The 20735-nt window shown below is 30.3% G+C and carries 21 protein-coding genes and 2 tRNA genes; 2 read left to right on the top strand and 21 right to left on the bottom strand.

From position 1 onward, the window contains the following. Positions 1–5: 5 nt before the first annotated feature. From rplV to rpsJ, 7 genes are all read right to left on the bottom strand, one after another. Positions 6–344: a 50S ribosomal protein L22 gene (gene rplV, locus ACQH24_RS01535; RefSeq protein ID WP_425380288.1), complete on the bottom strand. Its 339-nt coding sequence runs from the start codon at positions 342–344 to the stop codon at positions 6–8. A 28-nt stretch (positions 345–372) separates the two neighbouring features. Beyond that, positions 373–648 (bottom strand): 30S ribosomal protein S19, encoded by a 276-nt coding sequence (gene rpsS, locus ACQH24_RS01530; protein WP_425380287.1) that lies wholly within the window; start codon positions 646–648, stop codon positions 373–375. An 85-nt stretch (positions 649–733) separates the two neighbouring features. Further along, positions 734–1570 carry a 50S ribosomal protein L2 gene (rplB, locus tag ACQH24_RS01525; protein WP_425380286.1) on the bottom strand — a complete coding sequence of 279 codons (837 nt, stop codon included), beginning with the start codon at positions 1568–1570 and terminating at the stop codon, positions 734–736. A gap of 55 nt (positions 1571–1625) precedes the next feature. Beyond that, positions 1626–1913 carry a 50S ribosomal protein L23 gene (rplW, locus tag ACQH24_RS01520; protein WP_425380285.1) on the bottom strand — a complete coding sequence of 96 codons (288 nt, stop codon included), beginning with the start codon at positions 1911–1913 and terminating at the stop codon, positions 1626–1628. Further along, on the bottom strand, positions 1913–2539 hold the full coding sequence (rplD, locus tag ACQH24_RS01515) for a 50S ribosomal protein L4 (RefSeq protein ID WP_425380284.1): 627 nt from the start codon (positions 2537–2539) through the stop codon (positions 1913–1915). Before rplD ends, rplW begins: the two co-directional genes overlap by 1 nt. Before the next feature lie 22 nt (positions 2540–2561). Beyond that, positions 2562–3332: a 50S ribosomal protein L3 gene (gene rplC / locus ACQH24_RS01510; RefSeq protein WP_425380283.1), complete on the bottom strand. Its 771-nt coding sequence runs from the start codon at positions 3330–3332 to the stop codon at positions 2562–2564. Between the two features lie 64 nt (positions 3333–3396). Beyond that, positions 3397–3705 (bottom strand): 30S ribosomal protein S10, encoded by a 309-nt coding sequence (rpsJ, locus tag ACQH24_RS01505; protein WP_040092918.1) that lies wholly within the window; start codon positions 3703–3705, stop codon positions 3397–3399. A gap of 290 nt (positions 3706–3995) precedes the next feature. On the opposite strand from rpsJ, the gene ACQH24_RS01500 reads away from it, so the two are divergent. Then, positions 3996–4481, top strand: coding sequence for a hypothetical protein (locus ACQH24_RS01500; protein WP_425380282.1), 486 nt, complete (start codon positions 3996–3998; stop codon positions 4479–4481). Positions 4482–4509: 28 nt separating this feature from the next. On the opposite strand, the gene ACQH24_RS01495 is transcribed toward ACQH24_RS01500, so the two are convergent. The 7 genes from ACQH24_RS01495 to ACQH24_RS01465 form a co-directional block, all read right to left on the bottom strand. After that, on the bottom strand, positions 4510–4977 hold the full coding sequence (locus tag ACQH24_RS01495; RefSeq protein WP_425380281.1) for a 23S rRNA (pseudouridine(1915)-N(3))-methyltransferase RlmH: 468 nt from the start codon (positions 4975–4977) through the stop codon (positions 4510–4512). Positions 4978–4982: 5 nt separating this feature from the next. Beyond that, positions 4983–6188 (bottom strand): lipoprotein, encoded by a 1206-nt coding sequence (locus tag ACQH24_RS01490; RefSeq protein ID WP_425380280.1) that lies wholly within the window; start codon positions 6186–6188, stop codon positions 4983–4985. Between the two features lie 57 nt (positions 6189–6245). Further along, on the bottom strand, positions 6246–7619 hold the full coding sequence (gene dnaB, locus ACQH24_RS01485; RefSeq protein ID WP_425380279.1) for a replicative DNA helicase: 1374 nt from the start codon (positions 7617–7619) through the stop codon (positions 6246–6248). 3 nt (positions 7620–7622) lie between these two features. Continuing rightward, positions 7623–8075, bottom strand: a complete 453-nt coding sequence (gene rplI, locus ACQH24_RS01480) for a 50S ribosomal protein L9 (RefSeq protein ID WP_425380278.1) — start codon at positions 8073–8075, stop codon at positions 7623–7625. Positions 8076–8169: 94 nt separating this feature from the next. Then, positions 8170–9099: a hypothetical protein gene (locus tag ACQH24_RS01475; protein ID WP_425380277.1), complete on the bottom strand. Its 930-nt coding sequence runs from the start codon at positions 9097–9099 to the stop codon at positions 8170–8172. Between the two features lie 210 nt (positions 9100–9309). Beyond that, a tRNA-Ala gene (locus tag ACQH24_RS01470) sits at positions 9310–9385 on the bottom strand. 14 nt (positions 9386–9399) lie between these two features. Continuing rightward, a tRNA-Ile gene (locus ACQH24_RS01465) sits at positions 9400–9476 on the bottom strand. 144 nt (positions 9477–9620) lie between these two features. Here ACQH24_RS01465 and ACQH24_RS01460 point away from each other — a divergent pair. Next, positions 9621–10580: a transposase gene (locus ACQH24_RS01460; protein WP_425379371.1), complete on the top strand. Its 960-nt coding sequence runs from the start codon at positions 9621–9623 to the stop codon at positions 10578–10580. Between the two features lie 197 nt (positions 10581–10777). On the opposite strand, the gene ACQH24_RS01455 is transcribed toward ACQH24_RS01460, so the two are convergent. From ACQH24_RS01455 to ACQH24_RS01425, 7 genes are all read right to left on the bottom strand, one after another. After that, positions 10778–12019 carry a hypothetical protein gene (locus tag ACQH24_RS01455; RefSeq protein WP_425380276.1) on the bottom strand — a complete coding sequence of 414 codons (1242 nt, stop codon included), beginning with the start codon at positions 12017–12019 and terminating at the stop codon, positions 10778–10780. A 127-nt stretch (positions 12020–12146) separates the two neighbouring features. After that, positions 12147–12887 carry a tRNA pseudouridine synthase A gene (locus tag ACQH24_RS01450; RefSeq protein ID WP_425380275.1) on the bottom strand — a complete coding sequence of 247 codons (741 nt, stop codon included), beginning with the start codon at positions 12885–12887 and terminating at the stop codon, positions 12147–12149. Further along, positions 12887–13852: an energy-coupling factor transporter transmembrane component T family protein gene (locus ACQH24_RS01445; protein WP_425380274.1), complete on the bottom strand. Its 966-nt coding sequence runs from the start codon at positions 13850–13852 to the stop codon at positions 12887–12889. The genes ACQH24_RS01450 and ACQH24_RS01445 overlap by 1 nt, the downstream gene beginning before the upstream one ends. A 4-nt stretch (positions 13853–13856) precedes the next feature. Continuing rightward, positions 13857–14774: an energy-coupling factor transporter ATPase gene (locus ACQH24_RS01440; protein ID WP_425380273.1), complete on the bottom strand. Its 918-nt coding sequence runs from the start codon at positions 14772–14774 to the stop codon at positions 13857–13859. After that, the gene (locus ACQH24_RS01435) at positions 14762–15628 is read right to left on the bottom strand and encodes an energy-coupling factor transporter ATPase (protein WP_425380272.1); all 867 of its coding nucleotides are present in this window, start codon (positions 15626–15628) and stop codon (positions 14762–14764) included. Before ACQH24_RS01435 ends, ACQH24_RS01440 begins: the two co-directional genes overlap by 13 nt. A 151-nt stretch (positions 15629–15779) precedes the next feature. Next, positions 15780–18749, bottom strand: a complete 2970-nt coding sequence (locus ACQH24_RS01430) for a DNA translocase FtsK (RefSeq protein WP_425380271.1) — start codon at positions 18747–18749, stop codon at positions 15780–15782. Between the two features lie 102 nt (positions 18750–18851). Beyond that, the gene (locus ACQH24_RS01425; protein WP_425380270.1) at positions 18852–20519 is read right to left on the bottom strand and encodes a ribonuclease J; all 1668 of its coding nucleotides are present in this window, start codon (positions 20517–20519) and stop codon (positions 18852–18854) included. Positions 20520–20735: the final 216 nt, after the last annotated feature.

Below are 20735 nucleotides of genomic sequence, written 5' to 3'. Positions count from 1 at the left end.
CTTTCTTATTGCTGCCCATCACTAACAATAATTGTGATGTGACTTGTTCTCTTTAAAATTTCATATGCACGCCCGTGGGCACGAGGACGGAATCTTTTTAATGTTGGTCCTTCGTTAACGAAGATTTCTTTAATAAATAAGCGATCAGCATCCAGTCCATTATTGTTAACAGCGTTTGCCACTGCTGACTTTACTAATTTTTGAACTGAGACTGATGATTTTTTGTTTGTGTTGTTAAGAATAACTATTGCGTCTCCCACTTTTTTACTACGAATTAAATCGGCAACCAATCTAACTTTTCGCGGCGATATTCGAATACTTCTTAAGTTTGCTCTTACATCCATTTATATAATACTCACTTTCTGAATTTAATTATCTTTTCTTTTTCTTATCATCGCCATGGCCACCAAATTTTCTCGTTGGTGAGAATTCCCCTAATTTATGACCAACCATATCTTCAGTAACATAAACGGGAATATGTTCTTTTCCGTTATGCACTGCAAATGTATGACCGATAAATTCCGGGAAAATAACGCTTCTTCTTGATCATGTCTTAACAACTTCTTTTTTATTTACTGCATTTAATGCTTCAACTTTTTTCTGTAAATGTTTATCAACAAATGGCCCTTTTTTAAAACTTCGTGACATTGTTGTACCTCCTTTTAAATAATCTCACTAATTCCAATATATACTTTCAACTACTGTCAATTATCTTTGACTCTAATTAGCAAGATTATTTAGTACGTCTTCTAACGATTAATTTAGTTGAAGCTTTTTTCTTATTACGAGTTTTTACTCCTAATGCTTTTTTACCTCATGGTGTCATTGGCGCTTTACGTCCAACAGGAGCTTTTCCTTCTCCACCCCCATGCGGGTGATCATTTGGGTTCATAACAGAACCACGAACAGTTGGGCGAATACCACGTCAACGGTTACGTCCTGCTTTCCCTCAATTTACTAAGCCATAGTCTTCATTTCCGACTTCTCCGATAGTTGCACGACATTCAGCTAAAACCTTGCGAACTTCACCAGAAGTTAACCGAATAGTAACATATTTACCATCATCATCTTTTCCTAATAATTGAACTGATGAACCTGCTGAGCGTGCTAATTGCCCACCTTTACCAGGGCGCAATTCTAAATTATGAAGGACTGTCCCTTCTGGAATGTTTTTTAATTTCATGCAGTTTCCAACTTTAATATCAGTTTTTTCTCCACTAATAATTTCCATTCCAACTTTAATTGTTTTTGGTGCTAAGATATATCTCTTTTCACCATCAATATAATTAACTAAACAAATAAAGGCATTACGATTAGGATCATATTCAATTGTGGCAATTTTTCCAACAATATCTTCCTTATTTCGTTTAAAGTCAATAATTCGATACTTAATTTTATGACCGCCACCTTTATGTCTTGTTGTAATAACTCCTTGGTTATTACGACCAGCGTGTCTTTTCCGAGTTTCAATTAATGATTTTTCCGGACGATCAGTTGTTAATACGGAATAATCTAATGTTGTCATATTACGACGACTCGGTGTAAATGGTTTAAAACTCTTAATTGGCATTTTTATTTATCCTCCTGTTTCGCCAATAAACAGTCCCAGATAGTGTTTCCTGGAATTATTTATTTTCTCCTAATAAATCTAATTTTTCTCCTGGTTTTAATTTAATGATTGCACGTTTTGTATACGTTGTTTCTCCAGCAAATTTTCCCATTTTCTTTTCTTTGGGATCATAATTAATAACATTAACTTTTTCAACCTTTACTTCAAAGATTTTTTCAAAAGATTTTTTAATTTGAACTTTATTAGCAGCACGTGCTACTTCAAAAGTGTATACACCATCAGCCATATTACGATATGTTTTTTCTGATAAAATTGGTTTTTTAATAACATTAGTAATATGCATTATGCGTACACCTCCTCAATTGCTTTAATTGCTTGTTCTGTTACTAATAACTTGTTGGCATTTAGTAAATCATAAATATTTATTCCAGTTGATGCAATTATATTTACTTTTTTAATATTACGTGATGATTTGAAGTTAACTTCATCACCTTCAGTTGTAATGATTAATAACTTCTCATCACTAACTTTTAAATTATTTAAAACTTCAACCATTGTTTTTGTTGAAGGTTGTTCAATTCCAAATTGATCAATAACCACTACATTTTTATCCTGTGCTTTTAATGATAAGGCTGATTTAATTGCTAATCTTCTTACTTTTTTATTAACATGTTTTAAGTAATTTTTTTCTGTAGTTGGACCAAATACAATCCCTCCACCTTTTCATTGTGGTGCTCTAATTGACCCCTGGCGAGCACGACCAGTACCTTTTTGTCTTCAAGGTTTTCTTCCCCCACCAGATACTTCAGTTCTTGTTTTAGTTTTGTGTGTACCCTGACGCATTGCGGCTTGTTGCGCCACAACAGCATCAAACATTGCTTGTTGATGTGGCTCAATACCTCAGATCTTGTCATTTACACTAATTTCTTTAACGCTACTTCCTTTCGCATCAAGTACTTGTAATTTCATTCTAAAATTCCTTTCTACAAAACTATTCTGTCACTGATGCTGGTGCATCAGTTGTAGGTGCCGATTCAACAGGTGCTTCAGCAACTACCTCAACTGTTTTTTCTGTTTTAATTTCAGGTTCTGGTGTTTTTGGGTCCACAGTTCTTTTAAGTAGTTCTGTTAGTGTGTTTGGTGTTAAACCTTTAATTGTTTCTTTAACAACTACAAACTGTTTTTTTGGTCCTGGAATTGAACCCTTTACTAATAAGGCATTTTTTACAGTATCAATTGCAATTACTTCCAAATTTTGAATTGTTACTTGTTCAGTTCCCATATGTCCGGACATTTTTTTTGATTTTAAAATCCGGTTTGGGGCAATCGCTCCCATTGAACCAACGCCACGATGGTATCCTGACCCATGGCCCATTGGACCACGTGAGTAATTATGTCGCTTAATTGAACCTGTAAATCCTTTCCCTTTTGAAGTTCCGGTTACATCAACGAATTCCCCAGCAGTAAAGATATCAGCTTTAATAATATCGCCAGAATTATAGCCATCCATGTTTCTGATTTCTTTAACGAAGCGCTTAGGTGTTGTATTCGCTTTTTTAAATTGTCCTTGGTTTGGTTTTGAAACCAAGTTAATTCTTTTATCTTCGACAGCTAATTGAAGTGCTTGATAACCATTTTTTTCTTTAGTTAACACTTGTAAAACAACATTAGGTTGTACTTCAACTACTGTAACTGGTATTAGTCTACCATCGGTAGCAAAAATTTGTGTCATACCAATTTTGCGTCCTAAGATTCCTTTCATTTCTTTCCTCCTTGAAAATGCGTCATGTATATCTTGTTTATAAATTAAATTTAAGAACGGTTATTTATTTCATTTCAATTTCAACACCACTTGGCAATTGGACACGTTTTAAAGTATCAATTACTTTTGGGCCATCAGGATTAATGATATCAATAATTCTTTTATGTGTTCTCATTTCAAATTGTTCTCTTGAATCTTTGTATTTATGAGTTGCACGTAAAATAGTAATGATTTCACGATCAGTTGGTAAAGGAATCGGTCCTTTAACTTTTACTCCTGCGGCTTGGGCTGCTTCAATGATTTTTTGAATAGATTGGTCAACCACACGGTGATCATAACCTTTTAATTTTATTCTCATTTTAGTTTGAGCCATTACTTTTCCTCCTAATTTATTTATATTTTTTGTGTGGACATTGACAACGCCTATCAGTGTATCAAAGATAGACCATAAAATTTGTTTCCACAAATATACATGCTAGTTCATTTTATTGGATAACTTTCAATAATGCAAGTGCTTTTTTAAAAAATAATAAAAAAATAATAAAATTAAAGTCCACATTTCCCCTGCCCAACCTCAGAAAAAAATATTATCTTACCTTTTATTCTTTTTTTAATATCGTTATAATTATTATTGTACAGAAGTAACAATTGATGAGGAACAAAATGGCAAATAAAAAAGACGATAAAACCATCAGATGAAAAAAATTGAAAGTTGCTAAGATCGCTTTACATTATCAAAAATTTCAAGAATTCAAAGCACAAATGGCTAAAACTGAACTTGATAATTTAGAACGTAAAACATCACGCAGCCATGAAGTATACCGTAAAACAAGAAAAAAAATGAAACTTGATAAGAAAAAGATAATTGATAAAAATAATCCAATGTATAAAATCTTACTAAAAGCTCAGAAAAAAAATAATCAATTAAAAAAACTAGCTTTTAATAATAATGATCCTGATTATATTGATGTTAATAATATGACTGTATCTGATCGTGTTAAAATTGTTAAATTAGCAAAAAAGAATAGTCCACAATATCGACAGTTATTATTAGAAAAAAATACAACTGGTCTTTCTGAATTAGCCCGCAAAAGAAAAATTGAACTGATGACACAAGTAACACAATTAAAAAAAAGATCCAAAAAATAAAAAGTATAAAATGACCCTTTTATACTTTTTATTTATGATAAACTTCGTTGTTAATAATTTTAAAACCACGATAAATTTGTTCTAATAAAATTAACCGACATAATTGATGTGGTAATGTTATTGCTCCAAAGCTTAATTGAAAGGTAACTACTGTTCCAATTGTAAGATTAAAACCATGGCTACCACCAATAATAAACATTAACTTTGCTTTTTTAAAATCTTTAACATCTCTTAATAAACTCGCAATTTTTTCACTTGATAATTGTTGACCATGCAGGGCTAACAACACTTTATAATAATCCGGATAATCTAAGATTTTTTTTATCACTAATGCTGTTTGCTCATTAATTGCTACTTGTTCATTTTTATTAAAAATTTCTTTTACTTCAATAATTTCTATTTTAGCATAATGTTTAATTCGTTCTAAAAACATCATGCACCCATTTATTAAAAATGTTTTGTCTAACGAACCAACTGTTAAAATTTTAATGTCCATAACTATTATTTTGTCATTGAATCAACATTAATATATCATTTTAAGTCAGGGAAAGTATAATCTGATTTTAATGGTGGAAATTGACCTTCTTTTTTAATTTTTTTATCTTCATCAGCTGTTAATATACCATCTTTATCATCTTTCTTAACATAACCTAATGCCATGCTAATATTTGGATCAATATTAAGACCTTGAATTTTAAAATCATAATCATGGTAATCATCATTTTGTAACTTACTAAAATCATAAAAATCATAACTAAGGAAAAATCATTGATGGGCATATGTCGGATTATCACTACTACTATTTGGATTTTTATAAACTAAATAATTAGCATAAGCAACTAATTTATCAATTGTCGCTGAAAAAGTAAATCGGCTATACTCTGCTTGAAATTCAAAACGTATTGTCACATTTGGAATTGTCACAGCAAGATAACGAGCTGATTGATAACCACGATTTTCCTTAATTTGGTCAAATCCTTTATTATAATTGTTATTTGGATCATTTAATCAATCTAAAATTGTTGCAACGGGCGCAAGCGTTTTTAATGATGGTGGCGTATAAGGCGCTGTCTTACTACCTCATGTCCGCTCTTTCACTCAATCTTTATTCCCTGCTTTTTCGGCATTACCTGTCATCGAAACCAAATTCTTATTGGCACGATCTAAAATAGTTGGATTTTCATTTGCCACTAAAGCTATTTGCGTATAATATGAATCGAAACTAGTTGAATAATTATTAAAGAATTCTTTCCATATTTCTTTTTGATTAATTTTTTTTGTATTATCAAAAGGATCGGTTCCATCAGTTTTTGCTGATGCAATAATATTATCTTTTTGTCCTTGTAAAGCTGCTCCAACTTGTTCAGGTGATCAGTTTGTACTCTTGCCAGTTGTTTTACTATTATCTTTCGTTAAATTTATTCCAGCCAAAAATGGATTAATTGCATTATTAATTAATCCCATTTTCCCTCCTTGCAAACTATATTCATAAGGAGCTCCCGTTTCATCTTTACCTGATTGGGCAGCATTATCAATTCCATTAACTGAATGTCCATTTGCTGTTGGCGCATGAACAAATCTTTGATTACCATTGTATATAAAAACAGGTAATGGATTTCCACGGGGTGTTTGATTACAAGCAACAAGAGAAGTTGTTGATGTTGTAATTAATGTTGTTGCTGTAAAAAGTGATAATAACTTACGCATTTTGAACCTCTTTTTCTAAATATTTATTTAATATATTTACATCTATAAAATGTTAACCTAAAATTTAGCATTTTGCAAACCATAATCGGCAAATGAACCATGTTTTTTTACAAATAATAATTCAACATTTCCAGTTGGTCCGTTTCGATGTTTTGATAAAATTAATTGTGCTTTTTCGGTTTCTAACGGTGATTCGGAATTATTAAGGTCATGTGCAGCATAATATTCTTCCCGAAATAAAAACATAATAAGATCAGCATCTTGCTCAATTGCCCCAGAATCACGTAAATCCGACATAATTGGACGTTTATCTTCTCGTTTTTCAACTGACCGTGATAACTGTGACAAACAAATAATTGGAATTTCTAATTCACGGGCTAAAGCTTTTAACTGACGGGAAATAGTGGATACTTCTTGTTGTCGTGAATCACCAAAATGTGTACCAGTACTTAATAATTGTAAATAATCAATTACTACTAATCCTACTTCGTTTTCACGGCATAATTTGCGAAGTTTTGACTGTAACTCAATCACTTTTAAACCTGGAGTATCATCAATAAATAATTTAGTTCGCTTTAAAAAATCAGCTGCCTTAGTAATATTTTCTCAATCGCGGGTCTGCAACCCCTTCCCTGTCCGGACTTTTGATGAATCTACTGTTGAATAACTTCCAATCATCCGTTGAATTAATTGTTCAGCTGGCATTTCAACGGAAAAAATAGCAACTGCTTTTTTTGATTGTGCCGCAGACTTAACCGCAAAGTTTAAGGCCAAAGCCGTTTTTCCCATTGATGGTCGCGCTGCCAAGATAATAAAATCTCCTTTTTGAAAACCCGAAGTCATACGATCTAAATCACGAAAGCCACTTGGACTACCCGTTAGCATCTCACCAGAATTTTCTAATAATTCAATTTTCTGTAAAACTTTATCAACCTCATCAAATGATGTTTTAAATAAGTTTCCTTTCCGTTCTTTTTTGACATCTAAAATTTCTTTTTCTGCTTTACTAACAACTTCATCAATTGGCTGATGGCTATCAATTTCCCGATGAATATTAACAAGAACTGCATTCAAACGGCGAACAGTAGTATTTTTAATAATAATATCTAAATATTCTGATAAATTTGCATCAGTAGTATATGTTTGGAATAAATCTGTTAAGAATTCAATTCCCCCAATTTTACTTAACACATTATTTTTTAACATATAGTTACTTAATGTTGTAATATTAATAGCTAACTTTGCCAAGAATTGTTCTTGTAAGGTTTTGAAGATAACTTTATAATTCATTACCGTAAAATCTTCTTCTGTTAAAATCGAAAAAACTTCTTCTGCTGCCGTAATTGAATGAGCAATAATTGCTAAAACATTTTTTTCCGCATCATTAATAACATTAATCTTATTTAACTCTTTTTTAGTTAAATTATCCATTACCTAACTCTCCTTTTTTTCAACCATCACTTTTAATGTTGCAATTAAATTAGGAGCTAATTTAATCTTTAAATAATGCAACCCAAAACTTGTTAAATTATTATTATCAACAAACTTCTTTTTATCAATTTTCAAATTAAATTCTTTTGCTAAACGATCCTCAATTTGAGTTAATGATATCGAGCCAAAAGTTTTATTATCATGAACTTTTAATTTAAAATTTAATGTTAATTCTTCTAGTGCTGTTTTTAAAGCTTCTAGTGTTGCACGCTTAGCTGCTAGTGCTGCCACTTCCGTTGACAAAACAACATTTAGTTTCGCTAAATTAGCTGGTGTTGTTGGAATGGCAAATCCTTCCTTAATTAAATAATTCTTAGCATAACCATCGGAAACTTCAATAACATCATTAACTTTGCCTTTACCCTTAACATCTTTAATTAAAATAACTTTCATCATAATCACCTATTAACAATTATATAGGAAAACTATCCTAAAAAAGATTTCTTTTGTCATTTTAAAAGAAAATAATAAAAATAAATTATAATATTGTTTAATCAATGTCTAATAAATATAAGCATAAAACAGCTTTCTTAAAAACTTTATCTAAGCGTTTTTCTGCATCAGAGTCTTCTTGATATGTCAATGAATTTCGATATTTTGTGTGCTGTAAAAAACTAAAAATATCATATTCTAACTTCGGATTAAATTCTTTAATTTCCGCACGTTTTTCTTCTAACAATGGTAGTAACTTGTCTAACACTGTTAGTTTTGCCCCAATGTCACCATTATTTGCAAAATATTCCGTAAAAATTGCTTCCTTATTAATTTCTTTATCTTGATTGTTACCAACATTAAATGATCTTTTTGCGTTATATTGTGATTTTATATTTAATTTTCTGTCAGAACCTAAATGATTTTCCTTGATTTCAAAACGTTTAACCCGGCAACCATTGCTAATCATATCAATAATTCCCATATTAAATCAGTCTAATAATTCATAGATTTTAATTGGATAATTAGCAAACGCAACTGACTTATAATTATTTAAAGCCCTAATATTTGACCGATCAGTTTCTGATGACAAATTAACAATATTCAAAGTATATTCACAAAATTTTAATATTACTGAGTCTTTTACAAAAAAAATATCAATTTGATCATAAATTACAGCATAATTTTTTTGTTCTTTTTTATGATGTGATTTCTTATTTGAATTTAATTTCAAATTATTAATTAAATCAATATTATAAGGTTCTTCAGCAATTCCCAATTCATGTAAAATACTATTTATCTCTAAATTAATATTAAAAAAAATAACTGCTTTATCAACATTCATTCCAAACAGTTTAGTCGACGAATTATCTAACGATGTTTTAATAAATTGATCATTAACCATCACTGCTCAATCAGATAAGATTTCCTTAAAATTTGTTAAAAAATATGTATACCTTTCATTCTCATTTTTATCAAAAATTGACATACTTCACCCCTAATTATATTTTTATATTAATATTATTATACCAAAAATGGAAGTAATTAAATCATCCTCCCCTTAAAAATTCCTGAAGTTTTTACAAACCCTTTTTAATTAATATAAATTATTATTCAGTTTTTAAAAATCTATAAATTAAAAAAACATATCATAAAATCTGATATGTTTTGTTTATTTTTAGATTAAATATATTTGAAATGGTGGACCCGAACGGGATCGAACCGTCGACCCCCTGCGTGCAAGGCAGGTGCTCTCCCAGCTGAGCTACGGGCCCAAAATTAGAAAAAATGGTCGGGCTAAATGGACTTGAACCATCGACCTCACCCTTATCAGGGGTGCGCTCTAACCAACTGAGCTATAGCCCGAAAACCTAAATCATTATAACATTAATTTTGTTTAAAAAACAACCATAAAATTAAAATATTTCTTTAATTTTGTCGAAAACTCTTGATATTTATAGAATATATCTAATTTTAGGTATATTTTTAATATATAGAGGTAAATAATTGATGGAAAAAATAATTACAGAATTAAAAAACAGTTTTACAGATGATCAATTTTTAGAATTTGCTGAAAAAATAAAAAAAGAAGCAGAAGTAATCAAAAAACAAAAACGTTTAAATGAAATTGATCAAAAATTTAGAGATAAAGGCATTATATGTCCTGATTGTAAATCTTATCATTGTGTTAAAAATGGTCATAATCCCGAAGGAAAACAAAAATATTTATGTAAAAAATGTCGTGCTAGTTTTGATGCTTTTCGTCATCATTTTACTTATTGAAGTCATTTAAATTATGAACAGTGAAATTTATTAATTCAAATTTCATTATTAGGACAATCTAGTAAAATAATTTCCCGTTTTATTAAAACAACACCAAAAACTGCTTGATATAATCGTCAAAAATTAATGCAATCAAAACAATTAGAAAATACTCAATTAAAATTTAAAAAATTAAATGGTCAAATCCAAATTGATGAAACTTTTATTAAAGAAATCCATAAAGGTAATTTTAAAGATAAATTTGATAAACGAAAAACTCATCTTGATCCATTTTCAACTAATACCAAATGCTGTATTCAAATGGTAGTTGATAGCAATAATAATATTTTTGTTCAATCCACCAATACCAAACGATTACAAAAACAATGAATTATTGAAAATATGAATAAGCAATTAATTAAAGAAAAATCAATAATTATTTCTGACATGCAACCATTATATTTATTAGTAGCAAAACAAACAAATTCTACTCTATATTCTACCAAAACTAGTACAAACCCTGATACTAGTTATCGAAAGTTAAATAAGATTAGTAAATTACAATCGAGTCTTAAAGAAGCCTTAATTCATTATCATGGTTTGGGTTTCACTAATATTCAAAATTATTTAAATCTATGAAAATGAAAATACCAACATAAAGGTTTAACACCAAAACAACAATCAACGGTATTATATTTTAACGTTTAAAAAATTTAAAGCAAAATCATGATCTTAAACAAAATTATTTTTCAAATTGTCATATTGATGATTTTTTTATTTCATCAAGAGTTTTCGACAAAATTAAAGAAATATTTTAAAAAAATAATATAACTACTTTAAATCTTACTATCTAATTTAAATTTTCGAAATATCTCTAAAATTAAAAAAGCAATTTAAATTGCCTTTTATTCTATAATTGAATCTAACTCTTCAATATCATTTGCATTTTTTCGATTTGATTTTTTCTGATTTTGTTTTTCTAACTTTGCTTGTATTTTTGCTAACTTTGACTCTTCTTTTGCTAAACGCTTTGACTCTTCTTTTGATATTTTTGCATAGTGATTAAGATCATCATTAATAAAACTAAAGAAATCATCATCATTTAAATCAATTGGATTTACTTGCGGTGTTGAATGCTGTTGTGCTGTTAATTCCTGTTGTGGTTGAAATTGTGTTGTTGAATGCGGTTGCGATTGCGATACCGCATCATTTACATAAACCGGAGGTGTCATAAATGCTTGTTCATAATATGTTGTTTTCTCTGGCGAACCTTGATTTTGAATTGGCTGTTGTTCTGGAAGAACAACTTGTTGTTGTGAAGAGTTAGCAGCTTCAGTTGTATTATTAACCGGTAATATCGGTTCTTGTTGCGCTGTCGGAAAACCTTGTTGACCTAATGAATGATGTTCTTCTTCATTAGTAGCAAATGTTTGTTGCTCCAAAGTGGTTTCATTTAAAGCAGCAGCTAGTTGAACATTATTATATTCTTCCAATTGTCCATCTGATTGTGAACTTACTTCTTCAGGTTGCTGTGTCCTTATATTATTTTCCGGTTCATTATTATTTATAATAACTTCTGATGTTCTAAAATTATCCCCGGTAGCCTTAAAATTTTGCTTACTTTGATGTTCATTTTCTTCAACATTATTTTTTACAAAATCATTGCCCCTTCTATTGCCTTGGTACTTTTTTTCGGTAGATTTTTTTCTATAATAATCTTCTTCTGAATGTTCATTATAACCACAAGTACATCCTCCACCGCAACTATTTTGTGGTCAATTGTTTTGATACATACTTGGGTGCATTCCTGGATGCATACCCATTGGAGGAACTTGAGGCATCATTTGATAAAACGGATATGATGTTTGAACTGGTTGTTGAATTGGAGCTGGTTGTTGAATAAAAAAAACTTGTGGTGAAATACCACTAGCACTAGGATATGGTGTCAGAACTTGTTGCGGTTGTGGCACATATTGTGGTGCTGTTGAATATGCATTTGCAGGAGAAAATGATGATGGCAATGTTAGTGTACTAATAAACACTTCAGCATCACGACGACTTCTAAATAATGCTATTTCACTGTTGGTATCATGTGACTTCACTAAATATCCTTCTTCATTTGGTAAGATATAAAAGCCATTATTCATTACTACACCTCATTTACCCTATCTTTTACCCATACTTTACTATATATATTATATCATAAAAAAATAAATAATATATAATAGCATATTTATTTTTCGATTAATAGATTATGTCAGTAAAAAATGAAAATTAATATTTAATTTTTTTTAAACATAAACCATATGGTTTTGCACAATATTTTGTTGTTTTTCCAACAGGCGGATAATTTAAATCTTTTTGCAATTGTTCTAAACTAATTTTGTTCCAATAACAGGCTAAAATATTCTGGGTCAACATTCGAATTTGATAACGAATAAATCCCTTTGCAATAAAATGAAATTCAACCTTTTTTGTTTTTGTTCGTTTAACATAAATTTTAGTAATTGTCCGATGCGTTGCAATTTCTTCTCCTTCTTTTACCCCAGAAAAATAAGCAAAATTATGCTCACCAACAAATATTTGACTAATCTGATGTAATTTTTTAACATTTAATAACTTATCAACTTTTAATTCATAACGATGATTAAAAAGATCATAAGTATTATCGTTAATTGTATAAACATATTCTTTTATTTTCGTCATACGAACACTAAAATCACTTGCAACAACTTGATAACCTTTAATATTGATATTAGGTGGCAAACTTTTACTAATTGTTTTAATAAAGAAAGCATTATTTCGGGGTTGAAAGGGGATTTTAACTAATACTTTTTGATCACACGCATGAACTCCAGCATCTGTTTTACTTGCCCCTAGTGTTCAAATTGCTTGTTGACAAACACGAAAAAATGCTTTCTCCAATTCACCTTGAATTGTCTTCACATTTTTTTGCTTAACTCACCCACTATAATCATAACCATCATATTCAAGTGTAAGTAATAACGATAACATTATAATCCTAAAACAAAATTATCAATATGAGGAATACGAATTTGTAAGAATCCAGTTGGGATTTTACCAAATGTTCAACCATTTGTTCCTCAATATGTAACCTCATAAAAAGTTTGATATTGTCCCATCGTTGCTGATTGCGCAATAATAATACTTGCTGCTCCAACACCGAAAATAAATAATAAAATGTCTAGAAAATGGACACTATAATGACGGTAACGTGTTCTTTTAGCATGCGGGTCATATCCCCGTGCATCCATTGCATAAGCCAAATCTTCTGCTTTTTGAAAAGCAGATACTAATAATGGAATAATTAAAGCAGTTGTCGATTTAATTTTATCTTTAAAATGACCATTTCGAAAATCAACTCCCCGTGAAGCTTGGGCCTTCATAATTCGCCCTGCTTCCTCAATTAAAGTTGGAATCATTCTTAATGCAATTGAAATAATAGTTGATAAAATATGCACTGGAAAACGAACTAATTTTAAAGGACTCAATAAATCTTCTAACGCCAATGTTAAATCCAAAGGTTGTGTTGTTGCTGTTAAAATTGTTGTAATTAAAATCATTAAATAAATCCGACAAGCCATATATAAGGCATTAAAAACAGCTTTTTCGGAAAAAGCAAATCAACTCTTACCACCAGCCGCAGCAGGGCCACTTGCCGTTGGTTTTCCACCTCAATGTCAACCAATATAACCATCAGTGACTAAAAAACAATTAATTAATAATAAAACAATAAACATAAATAAAATTGGTTTTAATAATTTTACTAATAATCGTGGGGGCAATTTTGCTAAAAAGAACAACGTAAAAATAGTTAATCCTAAAATCGCATAACCAGTAAAACCAGTTGAAAAAAAGATTGATATCATTAATGATAACAACATAAATAATTTTACCCGTGGGTCCATGCGATGGACAACCGAGTTATAAGCAATATATCGTCCAAATGATAAGCGCATCTTGTTACCCCTTTCTTTTTTGTCCTTTACGGCGAATAATTTCTTTTGCTAATTCATCAATATTTCGAATGTCAGCATCTGTTAAATCAAGACCCTTTTCTTTTAATTGATAAATTAAATTATAAATCTTTGGTGGTTCAATTAAAAGTGTGTGTAATAAATCTTTGTCTTTAAAAATTTCAAACGGAGTTCCAATTTTAATAATTTTTCCCTCTTTTAAAGCCACAACTTCATCTGCAATTTCTAATACATGATCCATATTATGTGTAACTAAAACAATTCGTTTATTTTGTTCTTGGTTAATCCGGTGGAACAACTTAATAAAGTCTTCTTCTCCTTCTGGATCTAAGCCCGCTGTTGGTTCATCTAAGATTAACGTATTTCCTTCCATTGCTAAAATTCCTGCAATGGCAACTCTTCGTTTTTGACCCCCTGATAAATCAAAGGGCGAGCGTTCTAAATAATTTAACGGTAGTCCAACCATTTCTAAATATTTCTTAGCATTTTGCCGCGCTACTTCTTTGTTTTCTCCCAAATGAACTGGACCAAACATAATATCTTTTTCAATTGTTTCTTCAAATAACTGATATTCTGGGAATTGAAATACCAAACCAATTGATTTTCGTAATTGTTTAATATTTTTAATTCGTTTTTGCTTTGCTTTAATAATAAAACCATTTGCATCAACAACGCCTGTTGTTGGAATTAATAACCCATTAATATGCTGAATTAAAGTCGATTTCCCACTTCCTGTTGAACCAATAACAGCCGTAATTTTTCCGGGTTTAATAACTAAATTAATAGCTTCTAATGACTTATACTCATATGGTGTTTTTGGAGCATAAACATAAGAGACATCGGTAAATGTGATATCAATATTTTGCAAAGCCTCAATTTTATTTTTATGTTTTACTTTTGACATATTTCATCCACCAACTCTCTAAGATCTAGCGTATTTTTAACATTTAAGCCATTCAAGCGTAAACTATCAATTACTCTCAAAACAAAAGGCACATCTAAATGAATTGATTTTAAAAATTCCTCATCATATAAAACCTCATGTGGTTTCCCACATTTAGCCATTCGACCTTTGTTCATTACAATAACTTTATCAGCATTTAAAATTTCATCCATATCATGTGTAATTGAAATAATTGTTTTCTCACGTGATTTCTTTAAATCAACCATAATTTGTTTAATTTCTTTTCGTCCTTTTGGATCTAACATACTTGTTGCTTCATCAAAAATAATAATATCTGGTTCCAGCGCTAATGCGGAAGCAATTGCCACACGCTGTTTTTGCCCTCCTGATAGCATTAATGGTTCATGGTCAAGAAAATTAGTCATCCCAACTTTTGCCGCAGCATTATCAATAATACCTTGCATATCTTTTTGTGCTATTTGGCGGTTTTCTAACCCAAAAGCAATGTCATCGCGGACAGTTGATCCAATAAATTGATTATCTGGATTTTGAAAAACAATTCCTAAGAATTTACGAATTCCAGTAAGCGTTGATGAATGAAGTTCATTCCCAAAAATTTCAATTTTACCTTTTTGAGGATGTAAAACACCAATAATAATCTTACTAATTGTTGATTTTCCACTCCCATTATGGCCAATAATAGTTACATATTCACCGTGTTTAATTTCAAAACTAACTCCATCAACGGCATTAGGATGATTTTCACGGTACCGAAATTCAACATCAGTTAATTTTAACGAAATATCATTTAGTTTCTCTAATTTTGAAGTTGTTTTTCTTGTTTTTTTTGCCATTTTTACTCATCCTTAATGTTAATTACATAATAGTATAATTATATATTAATATTTTTAAATATTACTTGAAATTTTATCTTTCCAATTTCATTTTTAATTATATATAAATATTATAAATACACAATAAAAAACTTATTTTTACCAAAAATAATTATCAGCGTCCACCATTATTAAAATCATTATCATCTAAATCAATATTTTGGATATAAACATCCCGTGGTTTCGCCCCATTTTGGGGGCCAATAATTCCATTTTCTTCCAACGCATCAATTAATCGACTGGCACGATTATAACCAATTGAAAATTTCCGTTGTATTAATGATGTCGATGCCTTCTGATTTAAAATTACAAAACGCTTAATTTCACTATACATTGGGTCAATATCTTCTCCCTCATTGCCGCCACCTTGATCATTAGTCTGTTCAATATTTAAGAATTCTTCATCAAAATCAGGTTCTTGTTGGGCATGACAAAATTCAACTAAACGCTGAATTTCATCATCAGAAATAAACGCTCCTTGGGCACGAGTAGGAATATTTTGACCAGCAGGAGCATATAACATATCACCATATCCAATCAATTTTTCGGCCCCACCTTGGTCTAAAATTGTTCGAGAATCAATTCCTGAAGCAACGGAAAAAGAAATTCGCGATGGAATATTTGTTTTAATAACACCGGTAATAACATCTGTTGATGGGCGTTGTGTTGCAATAATCATATGAATCCCTGCTGCGCGGGCTAATTGGGTGATTCGCATTATTGAATCTTCAATATCTTTTCCTGCTGTCATCATTAAATCTGCTAACTCATCTATAACAACCACAATGTATGGTAAGCGTTCTTTTGGTGAAACTTTATTATTAAATGTCTCAATATTTCGAACACCACGTTCTGATAGAATACTATAGCGTCGTTCCATTTCCGCAATAATTTTTTTCAAAGCCGCATTCGCAAATTTCGTATCAGAAATAACCGGAGCTAATAAATGCGGTAAATTATTGTAAACAGCTAACTCAACTTGTTTTGGATCAATTAATAATAATTTAACTTCTGATGGTTTTGTTCGTAATAATAACGATGATAAAATTGTGTTAATACAAACAGATTTTCCACTTCCTGTTGATCCTGCCACTAATAAGTGCGGCATTTTGTCTAATTCCACAAAAATAATTTCGCCATTAACACTCCGCCCAATTCCAACTAATAACTTTTTATTTTGTTTTTCTAATGGGACACGTTCCATAATTTCCCGTAAAGTTACTTTATTACTAATTTCATTAGCAATTTCAATCCCAACCGCTGATTTACCTTGAATTGGTGCTTCAATACGAACATTTTGTGTTGCTAAAGCATATTTTAAATCATTTTCTAAATTCATAATTTTATTAACTTTAACCCCTGGTTGCATTTGAACTTCAAATTTCGTAATTGTTGGCCCAATGTTAACGCCCTGGACACTTGCCGCAATGTTAAATTGATGAAAAACTTCATTAATTTTGACCGCCTTATTTTGAGCCGCAACTTTATTACGTTCATTATTACGACGATTATCTGTTTTTGGTTGTAACAACCCTAAATTTGGTAATTTATAATGCGGGTTATTATAACTGTTACGACGCGGTGCCGCTTGGTTAATTTTTTTGTTCACTTCAATTGTTTTTGGTTTTGGCCCACGCCGTTGTTGCCCTGGCATTCCAAAATTATTTCTATTCATTACTGGTTTCTCATAAGGTGGATAATACTCTGACTGATAAGACTCGGCTTCATTAAAAATTGGCTGATTACTTTGTCGATGATAAATGCCATCATCATTGCCACTACTTGAATCATATTCTTCATAGTCTTGCGATGATGATGTGCTAAAATTTTCAAGCTGAACTTGGTCATCATAAAATGACGTTTGTTTAACCTGATTTGGATTAAGATTACGATTAATTTTCCCAAATGGGGTAATATTTGTTTCAGAATTTAGTTTATCACGGGCAACATCAATATTAATATCTTTGCCATAAGTAGAGCTATAAACTGGTAAATCTTCAATATTTTTATTAAAATAATTATTCTGCTGACGATTACGCGGTTGAATATATTGTTCTGGCATTGACTGTTTTTTTGATTGTGGTGGGGGCGATGCCGGAGAATAATTATTAAACTTATCCGATTTCAATCCTGCTTGCATTGCTTCTTCTTCATCAAAACGGACATAATTTTGTCTACTTTGTTTCTTTCCAACAAAATCATCATTAATTAAATCATCAATTAATCTTTGATCATGCAATGCAGTATAAGATGGCATTTGGATAGTAATATCAGAAACTTCAGTTGTATGCATTACTTGCCGCGCTGAAAACAATTCCTCATCCGGAATATTAAATGATTGGTAAATATTTTGTTTTTGCCGGCGATTAGCACTTAATCGTGAAACACGCAATCCGTGTTTTTGCCGCGGGCTTTTTGATAAAAATAATCCTAACATTGTTCCAGTTGTTACTCAACTACTTCATAATAAAAAAGCTAATAAACAAAAAATTAGTGAACCAAAAATAGTTGTATAACTAAAAATACCGGCAAGAAAATTACCAATAATACCTCCACCAGCATATAAAGTAATCCAAGCACCATTAAAACCAATAAAACTAATTGGATGGTTCGGATTCGAATTAAAAACTGAAGCATCTTGTCAGTGTTCAAAATAATTATTTATAACTTTCAAAAAAACGGTTTTATTGAAAAAAGCAATTTGACCATTAGCATATTGATAAATCAACAAAATACTACTTACCAATCAGCATGATAAAATTATAAAAGTAATAATCATTCAAAATACTCGCCGTTTTAATTTAATCCGCACCCCAATAAAAATGGTAACACCCAATACTAAGCATACTAAATATAATAAATACTTAAATCAGCCAAAAGCAAAAGTAAATAACACATCATCTAAAAATTGCCCAATTAAAGTAATTCGGCCCACCGCTAAAATTGTAAAAAACGTAAGCAATAATGCGCCAATTCCTCACCCGACTGAATCATTTCGGCGATGCTTTTTTTCGACTTTTAAGATTGCAGTGTTCTCATTCTGATCATTTAAAAGGTGATCATCATAAGATTTCTTTTTCATGGTGCAGCCCCCCTAAAATCCTAAATATTTAAAAATTACTTTAAATATGACCATACATTTAAAAAGCTTCAAATATTTATCTACTATAAATATATCATAAAATTAAATTTCATTCACAATTGCTAAAATAATTGGTGTTTTTCCTGTTTCTGTTTTAACAAATGAACTAATTGTTGATCTAATTTCATTTTTAACTTCATTAACATCATACATTTCACCAGCAATAGTTTTTTTCTGATATTTTTCAATAATATCTACAATAACTTTTTGCATTTTACGAAAAATGTCGTTATTTTCTTGAATATAAATTACACCACGCATTTGTGTATCAATCAATGAAACTAATTCTTTTGTTTTACCATCAATTGAAACACCAATAATTACAACACCATCAGTTGCTAATTGCTTACGTTCGTTTAAAACAACAGCGCCAATATCACCAACACCAATACCATCAACATATAAGTCTGCCGTTTTTACTTTATTTGTTTTTCTAGTATATTCACCATCAATAAATTCAATACCATCACCATTATCAACAATAAAAATATGATCTGGATTAATTCCAGCTTCAATAGCAGCTGCTTTGGCTTGCACAAAATCTTTAAATAATCCTTTCACAGGAATAAGATATTTTGGTTTAATGATTAAACTCATTAACTTAACATCTTCATAACTTGCTGTCATTGTTCAAACTTTTTTATCTGATAAAGCAATTGTTTTTGCCACCGTACGCGCTAATTCGTCTAACACGTTAGCATGATTTAATTCGCTTCCTGGATTTGGTGGTGTAGCTAAAATAATCATATCGCTTTCTTTGATATCTAAAATATCATCATTTCCAGCCGCAATTTTAATTAAACGACTATATAAACGTTCACCACTACCAGTAACAATAATTAATGATTTTTCCTCTTTAACAGCTTCTTGCAAACCTTTAATATTAATACCGTTAAAATTTAATTTATTACTAGTAGATAGCACTTTTAATGATTCTAATAAAGTTTGTCCATAAATTCCAACTGAAATATTATTTTCTCGCACTAAATCAAAAAGTTCACTAATTTTATGTAAATCTTGATCAAAACAAGCCAAAATAATACGGCCTTCTGCTTCCTTAACTGCTCGTTCAATATAATTTTTGATTTTATGATTAGGCGCTGTATAATCGCGACGTGATGCTGTTGAAGCTTCAGTTAAAAATAATAATACCTTATTTTTAACAACAATTTGATTCAAGTGTTGTAAATCAGTTGCAAAGTTAGGATCAGCTTTAGCATCAAAAATATAATCCCCACTATAAATAATTGTTCCATCCGGGGTATGTAATGCAAAACCAAAACTATTTGGCATATTTGTTGTTGTTGAAAAAACTTCAACCTGACATGTTCCAAAATCAAGAATATCTTTCACATTAATAATTTTAAAGCATTCTTCTTTTCCACGTACTTTAAAACGTTGTAAATGGAATTTTAAAATATTACATGCTAAATTACTTCCATAAACTGGTACTGGTAATTCTTTTAACATATAAGTAAGTGCCTCTGAACATTCATCCGAAGGTTTTGTAATAAAAATCCCTTTAATACGGGCGCGATTTTCTTTTAAATAATCAAAATTTGAAATTACTACATCAATTCCTAAAATTCCCCGTTCCGGATTTTTTGTTCCTGCATCAAAAATAAAAATATCTTGTTCTACCTCAATACAATATAAATTCTTGCCACGCTCATCTAGGCCTCCAAGAGCGAAAAAACTAATTTTTGCCATAATTAAAATCTACTTCTTTCTAATTTTTCTGTTTAGTACTTATTTACATTTTATTATTTAAATGCTTTTATATTTTCTTTTTTAAATTAAATAAATGTAATCTTACTTATTATACATTAGTATTAAAAAAAACATAAATAATTAAAAAAAACTTATTGCTATTATAATAACATATTTTCAGTTAAAATAATAAAAATATTAAAAAGGATGTGAAAT

This window comes from Spiroplasma endosymbiont of Stenodema calcarata (assembly GCF_964031205.1).
Lineage (GTDB): Bacteria > Bacillota_I > Bacilli_A > Mycoplasmatales > Mycoplasmataceae > Spiroplasma.
The sequence above is the reverse complement of the archived record's forward strand: the minus strand, read 5'-3'. Positions and strand labels throughout refer to the sequence as shown.